8 protein-coding genes and 1 pseudogene are annotated in these 11,640 nt (G+C 58.2%); 3 read left to right on the top strand and 6 right to left on the bottom strand.

Annotated features, from left to right (window positions below; genetic code table 11):
• Positions 1-10: 10 nt before the first annotated feature.
• On the top strand, positions 11-1,885 hold the full coding sequence (locus tag OU993_RS26720; RefSeq protein ID WP_268162085.1) for a hypothetical protein: 1,875 nt from the start codon (positions 11-13) through the stop codon (positions 1,883-1,885).
• A gap of 14 nt (positions 1,886-1,899) precedes the next feature.
• Here OU993_RS26720 and amrB read toward each other — a convergent pair whose 3' ends face one another.
• Positions 1,900-3,501 (bottom strand): AmmeMemoRadiSam system protein B, encoded by a 1,602-nt coding sequence (gene amrB / locus OU993_RS26715; protein ID WP_268162084.1) that lies wholly within the window; start codon positions 3,499-3,501, stop codon positions 1,900-1,902.
• A gap of 238 nt (positions 3,502-3,739) precedes the next feature.
• On the opposite strand from amrB, the gene OU993_RS26710 reads away from it, so the two are divergent.
• On the top strand, positions 3,740-4,846 hold the full coding sequence (locus OU993_RS26710; RefSeq protein ID WP_268162083.1) for a WG repeat-containing protein: 1,107 nt from the start codon (positions 3,740-3,742) through the stop codon (positions 4,844-4,846).
• 372 nt (positions 4,847-5,218) lie between these two features.
• On the opposite strand, the pseudogene tnpC reads toward OU993_RS26710, so the two are convergent.
• The 4 genes and pseudogenes from tnpC to OU993_RS26690 all read right to left on the bottom strand — a co-directional run bounded on the left by tnpC (position 5,219) and on the right by OU993_RS26690 (position 10,550).
• Positions 5,219-6,809 (bottom strand): annotated as a pseudogene (tnpC, locus tag OU993_RS26705) (IS66 family transposase).
• 54 nt (positions 6,810-6,863) lie between these two features.
• A complete protein-coding gene (tnpB, locus tag OU993_RS28975; RefSeq protein ID WP_442793045.1) occupies positions 6,864-7,217 on the bottom strand; it encodes an IS66 family insertion sequence element accessory protein TnpB in 354 nt (117 codons plus the stop codon).
• Positions 7,205-7,672 carry an IS66-like element accessory protein TnpA gene (gene tnpA, locus OU993_RS26695; protein WP_268162082.1) on the bottom strand — a complete coding sequence of 156 codons (468 nt, stop codon included), beginning with the start codon at positions 7,670-7,672 and terminating at the stop codon, positions 7,205-7,207. Before tnpA ends, tnpB begins: the two co-directional genes overlap by 13 nt.
• Positions 7,673-8,147: 475 nt before the next feature.
• The gene (locus tag OU993_RS26690; protein ID WP_268162081.1) at positions 8,148-10,550 is read right to left on the bottom strand and encodes a transketolase-like TK C-terminal-containing protein; all 2,403 of its coding nucleotides are present in this window, start codon (positions 10,548-10,550) and stop codon (positions 8,148-8,150) included.
• Positions 10,551-10,675: 125 nt separating this feature from the next.
• Between OU993_RS26690 and OU993_RS26685 the strand changes: the two genes are divergently transcribed.
• Positions 10,676-11,158, top strand: coding sequence for an Lrp/AsnC family transcriptional regulator (locus tag OU993_RS26685; protein WP_268162080.1), 483 nt, complete (start codon positions 10,676-10,678; stop codon positions 11,156-11,158).
• Between the two features lie 213 nt (positions 11,159-11,371).
• Here the strand turns inward: OU993_RS26685 and OU993_RS26680 are convergent, their stop codons facing one another.
• Complete coding sequence (locus OU993_RS26680; protein ID WP_268162079.1) at positions 11,372-11,635, bottom strand: pyocin activator PrtN family protein; 264 nt, start codon at positions 11,633-11,635, stop codon at positions 11,372-11,374.
• Between the last annotated feature and the right edge of the window lie 5 nt (positions 11,636-11,640).

Raw genomic sequence — 11,640 nt, 5'->3', positions numbered from 1 at the left:
AGGGGTGGTCATGAAGACTGAGGGAATCGTTGCCGGTTTTCGGGAAAGCGCGATGTTGGTCTACGCTGTGCTTGCTGTCGCCACTTCTCTATCCGGCAGCGCCAATGCCGGTTCGGCTGTGCGTCTCGCGGCTGCGAAGGAAACGGCGGAGGCCACCGTGCTTCCCGGATTTTCCGCCGGGGCGTGGCGTGATCTCGTCCAACTCGTATGGGACCGCCATGAAAAGCGTCTCGTTCGTCGAAACTATCGGGTGTGGGACCCGCTGGCCGCGCAGGGGTACGCGTTGACGTGGCTGGCTGACGATGTGACCGCGGACCGCGACGGTACCGTGACTGGCAGCGGTCGTCTTGTTTGGCGCGAAAAAGGAGCGGCCTCTTATGACAAGAGTGCGGCGGTGGCACGGTTTATCGGGACGCTGATCGAGGGGCATGCCGAAGGTCAGGGAGTATACCTGCACCGGGCAGGCGCCAGCTATAGAGGTAGTTGGAAAAATGGTCTGATGGATGGCCATGGACGCCTGCAATTACCGAATGGAGACGAGTATGCGGGGTTCTTCCAGAGTGGTAAGCGTCATGGCAACGGTGTCTACATCGGCCGCACAGGGATAGTGTACGAAGGCGGGTTCGCCGCTGGACTGCGCGACGGAATGGGACGCATTCGTATCGGCGACGGTCCGGCACTTTATGCACGCTGGCAGGCCGGCAACGAAGTCGAAGGGTCGCGCGTGATGCCCGCGGATCCGGGGCAGGTGGAACTCTTGCTTGCCAAGTACGACAACGCTGCGAACATTGAGGCAGGTCTTGTGGTCGATAGGCGTCAGGTGATCGACCCCGTCGCCGATGTTCAGGCGCTCGGCTACACATCGCAGGCTTCTGGCGAAGTCTTGAAGGTTTTGCCAGACAATGCAAGGCTTTTCGATGTGTGGCGCGGCAGGGTTCCGATTCAGATTACTCAAGACGAGCGGTTTTCGGTCATCACAGAACTAAGCTTCCTAGGTCCGATCGAATATTACCAGCCAACCCCGTTCATTCTCGATTTGAGCAATCTTTCCGAGGAGACGGTTCGCATAGCTGGCGGTTATATCGATGTCAGCCGAAGCGTTTCCGATCGCGAACCGGCAGTTCAGGTCGATGGGCCGTTCCCGGGAGCCTGCCAAGGTCCGGAGTTCACGACGGCCTTCGACGTGCAGAATTTCGGTTGGAGCGACATGTCAAAGGTCAAGGTGACAGGCACGCTCGCCGTCAAGGACAAAGTTTTATTCGAACTTCCCCTGCAGGCTTTCGAGAAGATCGCGGAATTGCAACACGTGGACTACGCGCCGTTTTTCAAGCAATTCGGCATCGAAGATCAGGTGGCGCTTGAATGCGACAGAGAAACAATTGGGGCTTGCCAGAAGGCGATCAAGGAGCATCCTTCTCTGGAGAAGTTCGCCGAAATCGTGACCGTCGATTATGGCAGCTTTGTCGTGCCCTATCACGGGGAGATTGCCTATGAATGGGCGGACGCGAATGGCGAGACGCATATGAAGACATCGTCTTTCGATCTGAGTTTCCAGATCGCCTACAGTCCCTCCATGATTGAATGCGGCGAGGGTGGTACGGAAGAAGGCAAGTTCCGCAAGCCGTTCAAACTGAAAGCGGACGGCGAGAATTATCGCATCCCGCTCCAGCTTGCTGACGACATTCCTCCAGGCGTTACGGGGCGCTGGCGCGTACAGATTGAATCCGACATGAGCGCCGTTCACGATTTTCGCATCGTATTGCAGCTTGCCGATGGCCGTGACGTTGCTACGCGCCCTGTGAATCTCACCTACTTCAAGCCGAGACCCCAGCCGGAAAAGACTGACGATGACGGTGACGAATATGACGGCGACGGAAAGGAATAAAATACATCCTACCGTTAGTTCCGATCCCTGTGGAGTGCATTGGCGAGATCGAACAGATTCGGCAACGGCACCAGCCGTGTAACGATTGTACCCTGCTGAAAGCTGCGCAATTCCAATAGGGCACTGGAACTGCGTGTTCCATTCTGATCGAAGAGGAAGTTTCCAAGCGAGAAGACGGATTGCGTATGGCCGCTGATCAGGTCGATCCTGTCGGAGGCCAGATGGCTGTGGGCACCGATAATTGCCGATACGCCGCAAGCCGCAAGCGCTTCGGCTGCGCTGAACTCTTCCGGCCCGGTTCGCGAGGTGTATTCCGCGCCCCAATGCGCCATGACGATAAAGGGTGGCGCTGCATCTGCGCGGCAGGCGGCGGCAATGGCTTCCTCTACACGCTTTTTGCCGCCGGGTATGGTTGTCGGAAGTGTGAGGGGCATGAGACGGAAGGTTCCGAAATCGCTGACCTGCCCTGCGCGCAACGGTTTCACGCCGATTGTTTCAAGAGCCGCGACCGTTCCCTCGAGCCCTTCGGACCCGAAGTCGCCAGCGTGATTGTTGGCCAACCCGGCAGCGGTAATGTTCATGACGCGAAACAGGGGAGCGGCGACATCGGTATGCATAAGGTGTGCGCCCGGCGGCGGATTGGTTACGACCTCGGCGCTCAGCACACCTTCGAGATTAACGATAATCTCGCCGCCCGCGGTTTTCGTTCTGACAGCATCTGCCAGCCTCGATACGACGGCTTCGTCTGTCAGGGACGGTAGGAAGAAACGGCCCACCAGTGTGTCGCCGCCGAAGTAGGTGACCGAATGATCCGGATAGCGCGCGGCGGAAAACGCATCCGGTTGCCGATGGTAGACCGTTACGACGTAGCTTGTGGTATTGTCTTGCGATCCGCCATATTCGGCGGAATTCCGGTTCGCGAGAATGGTTGGCGCTGCGGCGAAGACGTCTTCCTGCAAGCGCATCTGGATGAACTGCGCGGCTTTCGAGTCCATATGCGCTGGTTGGAGCATGGCGACAACCGCGGCTGGATCGCGCGCAGTGATAGCTGCTATCGTTTCTTGGTCGCGTTGCACCGCCTCGCTGAGGGGTAGGTAGTGGGAATAGTCGGTCGACTGCACTACCAGCGTATCTTCGTCGATGGTTCGGCGGAGAAGATCGGCTGCGGCCTTCCAGTCCTCGGGCGTCGTGAAGATGGAAGCGAGCACGGGCACGACTTTCGCTTCTGGAAAGAAATGACGGATGAACGGCATTTCCGCCAGTAGCCCGTGTTCGGCGTCAAAGCTGGCGGTTTCGAAGAGGCTTTTTTCCTCTAGGAGCTTTTCTACGGCGGCGTGATCAGCGTCGAGGGTGCCGAAGACGGTTTTGAATGAAGTATATCCGGTTGCAAAACGGCCTTTCACCAAACGAAAATGATCGGGCGCAAGCACGATAACGCGTTTGTAGCTCTTTTCCGATGCCGCCCAGAACCCTCTGGCGATTAGATCGGCGGAGAGCAGGTGGTGCGGCACCGTAATTCCTGTCACGCCAGTGGGCACGGGAAAGGACGGTTTTTCGGCAGCTATAGCACCGGACAACAGGGCCCTGTCATAAACGGGGGCAAGCAATTGGTCCATCGGTCCTGCGGCTGGCGCTGGTTTAGCCGTGAAAAGACACACGAGAATGGTGGCGAGCACGCTAGCCCGCGATGGCCTCAGTTTTATCATCACAAGCGTCTTACCTATGATTGTTGCATCATCATAGTCTTGCTGTCGTGATGGCACAACTTTGCGCTTTTCCTTTCTTTCGTCTGGCGTAATCTGTCCGGGCGATGACGATATTCACCGTTTTGCGATAGGAAAAAGGGAAGACGCCATGCAGCAACGCACAGAACCCTTCCAGTTCAGGCTGACGGTCAATCGTATTAGTGCCGTGATGATATTGGCTTTCCTGTTTTGGTGTCCGCCCGGCGGAGGCTTTGCGCAGGAATTGGTCATTGCGCCGACCTTTGATGAAGTCGGGCATTTTCACGAGGGAATCGCACCGGCCCTGTTTGCCGGGAAATGGGGTTTCATAGACAAGTCTGGGAAATGGGTTTTGAAGCCCAGGTTCGACGAGGTTCAGACCGGAAGTGGTGGGCGCTTCGGTGTGCGGGCCGGTAATGTTTGGGGATTCCTCAATACCGCGGGAAAAGTCGCGGTAGAGCCGGTTTATGAAGCGGTCAAGCCGTTCTCGAGCGGCTTGGCGACCGTGCGTGAGAACGGCATGTGGGGCTACATCGACCCCGCTGGAACGATGGTGGTGGAGCCAACTTATACATTCGCCGGTGAAGTCTTTAATGGCTTCCGGTTTGTAAAAGATGACGAATCCGGATTCCGCATTCTCACCGGCTCTGGTGTTCCGGTGGATATATATCTGGAAAGTGACTCCGAGCACTTCGAGGCAGGGGCCTTTGCCGATAACGGTTGGGCGCCGGTGAAAAGCGGTGGTGCGTGGTATTTCAGTTCGGTTCGGGGTGATGTGATGTCGACGCCGTTTAAGAGTGCACGTGGCTTTAGCGAGGGTCTTGCTGCGGTGAGCGTGGATGGCAAGCTTTGGGGATTTACCAATGTTGAGGGCAGGATGGTAGTACCTGCCCGTTATGAGGGCGCGCGTGACTTCGTAGGCGGCGTCGCGCCGGTAAAGATTGGCGGTAAGTGGGGTTTCATCGATAAGAAGGCGAAGGTTGTTCTTTCTCCACGATACGACAACGCATATCCGGTCAGGGACGGTTGGGCGATTTTCCGTGTCGGGGACCGGCGCGGTTTTCTGAAGGTGTCGTCGCCCGTGGATATAGTGGAGGCCGTTAAGGCGCGCTTCGAGGATGTCTATTCGCCAAAAGAGGGGCTAGCTCCGGTCAAACTCCACGGGAAATGGGGATTTATAAGACTTTCCGAAACAGGCAGTTTGGTGCGGGATGTTGTCGATCTTGATGGTCAATGAGGCTTCGATAGGCGATCCTCACAAGCTTGAAATCTCTAGCGGGTCGCACGAACATAATGTCCCTGGTGGACTTCACGTCAACCGCAATTTTAAGTTCGTCAGGACGCCGAATTGCGGGCGCAGACGAGCTCATTCCATGGAGAACACTTCTGGATCGACTGCTAGCGGAGAGCGGCGGCGCAAATATGGGCCAAGGTAGTGGCTTGATGGTGCGGCTTCGGCGGGGAAACGCTGGCCCCCTATTTTCCTTCTGCTATGAATAAATGAGACGCGAAAATACACGCCGTCGAGTGATCAGTGAGTAAGCGCTTGTTTCCATGCACATTGACGCAGCGTGTTTGACCGGATTCGCTGTCATCCGGTCGTATCGGATCAGGCAGCGACGGTTTTGGCGAAGTTGAATGGCAGCAGGTCGGTGATATCGGCGTCTGTGGCGCGCTGCGGCAATTCGGTCAGGACATGGCGCAGGTATGCCAAGGGTTCGACGCCGCACGCCCGGCATGTCAGCATGATGCTGTAGACAACAGCACTGGCTTTGGCTCCCTCGACAGTGTCGCTGAAGAGCCACGATTTTCTACCCGTTGCAAAAATCCTGATGTCACGCTCAAGAAGGTTGTTATCGATCGGCATCCTGCCGTCTTGCGCGTAGCGGGTCAAATAGTCCCATTGGTTCAAGGTGTAGGAGATGGCATCGCCGAGCTTGCTGTCCGGCAAGACCTTCGGCTTGATGTCATCGAGCCATGTCTTGAGGGCATTGAGGATGGGGACACTGTGAAGCTGGCGAACGCGGCGAATGCAATCGTCTTGCGTTTCGCCTTCGTTCGGCGTTTCCTCCTTCGCCAATCTTTCTATCCGGTAGAGCTGCTCGAAGAACTTCAGCGCCTGCTCCGGCGGACCACCACCTTTCTTTCTCGCTTTGAGGGCATTGACGAAGCGTCGTCTGGAATGGGCCATGCATCCGATATGGGTTGCCCCCTCCAGGGTGCGCCAGGCGGTGTAGCCGTCACTCATGACGATGCCGCGATAACGCCCAAGGAATGTCTGCGGATGGATCTGGCCGCGGCCCGGCTGGTAATCGAAGAGAACGATCGGCTCCTCGCTGTCCTCGCCGCTGCGATAGGCCCACATATAAGACGTGTCAGCGGCCTCCCTGTCCTTTTCCTTCAGGACCTGGACCGTCGTCTCGTCGCCATGGATGAGCGGCTGCGCCCGAAGTCGCAGTTTCAGCGCGTCATAGATGCGGGAGAGATGCCGCTCGCTCGAGCCGATCACCCAGTGACCCAGAGCGCCGCGGCTGACGGGAACACCGGCACGCTCGAAGGCCTGGGCCAGACGGTAGAGCGGTGTGCCGTCGACATATTTGTGAACCAGCGCAAAGGCCAGCGTTGAAGCCGTGGCAATGCTGCCAGGCAGCGGCTGCGCGGGCATCGGCGCAAGGACAACCGGCGTGTTGATGCCGGTTCGATCGCAATGACGGCAAGCGTACTTGAACCGCACATTCTGCAGGACCTTGGCCTTCACCTCGATATGGAGCTGCTCGGTGACGGCTTCTCCCATGCGATGCATCTGATGCCGACAGCAGGGGCAAGCCTTCTCATCGTCGGCAAGGTCGTATTCGACACGCTCGCGGGGAAGGTTTTCCGGCAAGGGCTTACGGCCACGCTTCTTGCCTTCGGGCCTTTCCGCAGGCGGCAGGCCAGTGTCCGGCAGGTCAACGAGATCACCGTCGTCACCAGCATCCTCGTCAACGGCAACCTGCTCGGCTTCATTGAACAGGCGATCGACGTGCTTTTCGCTGCGAGGCGCAAAGCGATGCAACCGCGCCAGCGCCAGCTCTTCCTCAAGTTTGACGATGCGCTGCGAAAGCGCTTGCCTCTCGGCCTTTGAGCGCGGCGATCTCGGCAGCATGCGCCGCCAACTGCGCCATCAACTCCGCAACATCAGGTTCGCCGGTTCGATTCATCAAATTCTTGAATCGAAAGCAGGCCGCTACGTCAACTCCTCGATTCGAGATGCGTCAGCCAGCCACCTGATATTGCCGCACCGGATGGCGCACCATCGCGTCGATGTCGATGCCGTCGAGAATCCAATGGAGCTGCTCGGTCGAAAGCGACACCACGGCCGTCTCCCGACGGGGCCATCGGAACCTGTCTTCTGTCAATCGCTTCAGCACCATCACAAAACCGGATCGATCGAAGAACAGGAGCTTCATCCGGTCACGGCGACGGTTGCAAAAGGCAAAGACCGCTGGCGCAAACGGATCCAGCTCCATATCCTCCTGGACCAGGACAGCAAGGCTGTTGATCCCAGCCCTGAAGTCGATGGGCTCGCGATGCAGGTAGACCTTGAGATCAGCGCCTAATCGGAACATGGCACCGCCTGAACCCGACCAAGTGCGCCGATGATCGCCGTCAACGCGTCCACATCACCACATTCCAGCGAGAGCTTTACGCCGTTCGGCAGCAAAGCCCGGATTTTGGAAGAACCTTGCAGCACCGCCGTCCTCTCCACTGATGCCGCTTGGTCTTCACCACCTGCGACCGCCATATCCAGCGAACGGGCCCCGACAGGCTTGCCGCAGTCTGCGGCGATGACCGGGATGAACGCAGAACGGACAGGTGCTGCCGACAAGCCAGCCTCCCTGGAATCCTTCACCCATTTGCGCAGAACGTTGGCGTTGATCCCATGGGCAAGCGCCATGCCTGATATCGAAACGCCAGGCTCAAGACAGGCCGCTACAAGCCGGGCCTTTGATGCTGGGTCATAGCGGCGTCGGCCATCACGCCCCACAAGGCGCACACGCAGTGTCTGCTCTTCGTCACTCATAATTTAGTGTCCACCTATTTTACGTGGACGCTTCATGCGGCAGGGCGATCAACGGGAAAAGGTGCGCCGAAATGAGCGCTTTCCTCAGTGAAGGTTCGACTGGCTTGCTCGGAAGCGATGTGCTGGAGCCATGTTGCAAAGCCTTTCGACATTATCGCCTGGCAGCGTTGCGAGAATCTGGTCGTATTTGAGACCATCCGGTTATCGACAGCAAGTACCGATACGGCGCGCGAACCTGTATGCGGTTGTCTCGACCATAGGTCACGGTCTCGATGGGGATAGGCAAGTGCCGGCCAAGCAGCGGCGTTTGGCCGCCTTCCCAGCAAAGAAGCCAATCGCCAGATCTCCATGGAGTTTAGGCGGCAACTAGCGCTGCGGGTTTGTGAGCCACTGAGAAAATTTGCACGAAACGTTTTCTGGAACAACCATTTTACGGCTTGAACTGATTAGGGCGAAATCCAACCACGTTTGACACTCAACCGACAGCCGAAAATCCGGGGTTATATCTCTGACTGTGTCGAACGGTCGCCTCCGCTGCTTCCACGATCGAATGGGTATCGATGCCGAAATGCGCGTAGAGATCTGATATCGTTCCGGTCTGACCGAAATGCTCGACACCGAGGCTTGTCAGCGCATGGCCGTACACGGAACCCAGCCAGCCGAGTACTGCCGGATGACCGTCGGTCACGGTTATCATATGGGCGTGCTGGGGCAGGGGGGCGAGCAGGTTTTCCACGTGGCTGCGGGCCGCTGCATATCCGTGTCGCCTGGCGCGCTGTGCTGCCGTCCAGCCGGCATTGAGCCGGTCAGCCGACGTGACCGCCAATACGGCGACGTCCCGATGGCGCTCCGCGAGGCGTCCGGCAGCGGTCAGCACATCAGGCGCAACACAGCCCTGATAGGCCAGGACCAGAGACGTATTCGGTTGCGGTTCGCGAAGCCAGTAGGCGCCATCGACGACGCCTTGACGAAACGCCTCGCTCTCGCGGCGCACCGGCTGTTCCAGTGGCCGGGTCGTCAGGCGCAGATAGACCGAGCCGCCCGCTTCGTCCCGCAACCAGGTCCGCGGGTCATGCCCGCCTTTGCCTTCCCGCTGCATATAGTCGAACGACCAGTCCATGATAACAGATAGCTCATCGAGATAGGCCGGTTCGAAACTCGCCAAGCCATCCTGGCTCATGCCGATCAATTGCTGCCCGATGGACTGGTGCGCGCCACCCTCCGGCGCCAGCGTCACGCCCGATGGCGTGCCGACGATCATGAAGCGGGCATCCTGATAACATGCGTAGTTCAGCGCATCGAGACCGCGGGCGACGAATGGATCATAGACGGTGCCGATCGGGATGAGCCTTTCCCCGAAGATAGAATGAGACAGTCCGGCGGCCCCCAGCAGCAGGAACAGGTTCATCTCTGCGATTCCGAGTTCGATATGCTGTCCCTTCGGCCCGAAGGACCATTTCTGCGTGGAGGGGACTTTCTCGTCCTGGAACGTATCCGCCAGCGCGTCCCGCGCAAACAGTCCGCGCCGGTTCACCCAGGGCCCGAGATTGGTGGACACGGTGACGTCAGGTGCTGTCGTGACGATCCTGTTGGAGAGGTCGTCGTTGCGCCTTGCGATCGCATCCAGGATCTTGCCGAAGCCTGCCTGCGTCGACAGTTCGCGATCCTCCAGGAAGACTGGCCCCGGCGATGCAACACGAGCAGCGGCATAGCGGCGCGTGCCCTTGGCGAAGAAGGGCACGGTCTTCATATAGGTCTGGACCGGCGTTGGATTCGGGATAGCGCCGAACTCCTCCCATTCCTCGCCTGCGGCGACCCCGATGCGGTTCTGGAACGCCTCCATCTGGGCCTTGGTCATCAGGCCGGCGTGATTGTCCTTATGGCCGGCAAGCGGCGTGCCCCAGCCCTTGATCGTATAGGCCAGAAACACTGTCGGGCGATCATGGTCGATGCTGTCGAAGGTGTTCGTCAGCGTCTCGATGCAATGGCCGCCGAGGTTGTTCATCAGCTCGGACAGTTCCGCATCCGAGCGCCGGTCGATCAGTTGCGTGACCTCGCCCTGGTCGCCGATCTCGTCGGTGAGGCGCTTTCGCCATGCCGCTCCGCCTTGGAAGGCGAGGGCGGCATAGAGTTGGTTCGGGCAATGGTCGATCCAGTCGCGCAGCGCCGTGCCGCCGGGTTCTCGAAATGCGGCCTCCTGCAAGGCGCCGTATTTGATGACTTTCACCTCCCAGCCGAACGCCGCAAATATGGCCTGGATGCGCTTCCACAGTCCCTCGCGCACGACGCCGTCAAGGCTCTGCCTGTTATAGTCGATGATCCACCAGGTGTTGCGCAGGTCGTGCTTCGAGCCCTCCTGCAGGCATTCATAGATATTTCCTTCATCCAGTTCGGCATCGCCTGCAAGTGCGATCATTCGGCCCATGGGGCGCGGCGATGACAAGGACTTGGCGTCGATATAGTCCTGGATGAGCGAGGCAAAGGCCGTGATTGCCACGCCCAGTCCGACCGAGCCGGTGGAGAAGTCGACGTCGTCGACATCCTTGGTGCGGCTCGGATAGGATTGGGCGCCTCCGAAACCACGGAAATTGACGAGATTTTCACGGGTCTGGTTGCCCATCAGATACTGGATCGCATGAAAGACCGGGGAGGCGTGGGGCTTGACTGCGATCCGATCCTCCGGCTTCAGGCTGTGGAAATACAGTGCCGTCATGATCGACACCATCGAGGCGGAAGACGCCTGGTGGCCGCCCACTTTGACATCGCCCTTTTTGCGGATGTGGTTGGCGTTGTGGATCATCCAGCACGCATGCCAAAGCACCTGCCGTTCAAGTTTCTTCAGGATCTCAAGCTTTTCCTGCGACAGGCTCGATTTCATCTGCGGTCCTCCCCTTCTGCAGTGAAAAGGTATCACCCATGATGGGGATTTACTGGTCTAACTCGCTTGCTCTTTCTCCATTCTTCGGTAAGATTTACCGGCTTGATCAGGAGAATGGAAATTTCATGCCTGCTGTCAGTTATGATGCCGCGACGTTGAAGCTTCTGGATCTTTTGCAGCACAATGCCGAACTCAGCACGGCGGAACTCGCATTGGCGACCGGTCTGTCGGCGTCTCCCTGCTGGCGGCGTGTCAATGACCTGAAGGAAAGCGGTGTGATCAAGGGAACGGTTGCGCTCGTGGACGCGCAATCCCTTGGTCTCGCCGTCAATGTGTTCGTGCATATCTCGTTGAAGCAACAGGACAGGGCATCCCTCGACATCTTCGACGAGGCTGTGCGGTCCATGCCTGAAGTCATGGAATGTTATCTGATGACCGGCGAAGCGGACTATCTTCTTCGTGTTGTCGTCGAGGATCTCAGGAAATACCAGGCGCTCGTCATTGACCGGCTGACGACCATTCCCTGCGTCTCCAACATCCGGTCCAGCTTTGCCCTGGGCCAGGTCAAGTATACGACCGCACTGCCAACCACGCATCTTCGGAAATAGCACGGAGACGAAGATCAACTGATCGGATACGCGTGGTTACGCGTTCGAAGTGCCGGATTGCGAATGAACGGTTTGAATCTGTGTCGATCTTTCGGTGCAGCAATCCACCCTCTTGGCAGCCGCAGTCGGCAGCAGAACAGCGATTGGGAAAGATGCTCTGGAGTTCCACCGCGCCGTCATTCATGGCGACAACGTATGCTGATATCATCCAAATCACCCTTTGCCATGAAGCTGCTGGCATTCCTTCACTGCGGCGGCGCGACGCTCGTCTAGATAGGCCGCGAGGTCGTTGAGATGCACGCCCTTCGCACATTTTTGCGAAGCCTCCATGCGAACAAGGGGAAGGGCGATGTCGCCGGCCGACACCTTGCGAACAAACTTGTCAGTTGTCAGCCCGAAGAAGCTCTTCGCCACTTCGTCGGCCGGTATGATCGGTCGGCCGGAATACATCGCCATCAAAAGGAAAGCCGTGTCCACGATTT

The sequence above is a fragment of the Rhizobium sp. SL86 genome (assembly GCF_026672545.1).
In the GTDB taxonomy this organism is placed as follows: Bacteria; Pseudomonadota; Alphaproteobacteria; order Rhizobiales; family Rhizobiaceae; genus Neorhizobium.
The sequence above is the reverse complement of the archived record's forward strand: the minus strand, read 5'-3'. Positions and strand labels throughout refer to the sequence as shown.

Bases quoted from the DNA above. Each gene is read 5' to 3' on its own strand.
- amrB (WP_268162084.1), bottom strand. From the start codon at position 3,501: ATGGACCAATTGCTTGCCCCCGTTTATGACAGGGCCCTGTTGTCCGGT.
- OU993_RS26720 (WP_268162085.1), top strand. From the start codon at position 11: ATGAAGACTGAGGGAATCGTTGCCGGTTTTCGGGAAAGCGCGATGTTG.
- tnpA (WP_268162082.1), bottom strand. From the start codon at position 7,672: ATGAGTGACGAAGAGCAGACACTGCGTGTGCGCCTTGTGGGGCGTGAT.
- OU993_RS26710 (WP_268162083.1), top strand. From the start codon at position 3,740: ATGCAGCAACGCACAGAACCCTTCCAGTTCAGGCTGACGGTCAATCGT.
- OU993_RS26685 (WP_268162080.1), top strand. From the start codon at position 10,676: ATGCCTGCTGTCAGTTATGATGCCGCGACGTTGAAGCTTCTGGATCTT.
- tnpB (WP_442793045.1), bottom strand. From the start codon at position 7,217: ATGTTCCGATTAGGCGCTGATCTCAAGGTCTACCTGCATCGCGAGCCC.
- OU993_RS26690 (WP_268162081.1), bottom strand. From the start codon at position 10,550: ATGAAATCGAGCCTGTCGCAGGAAAAGCTTGAGATCCTGAAGAAACTT.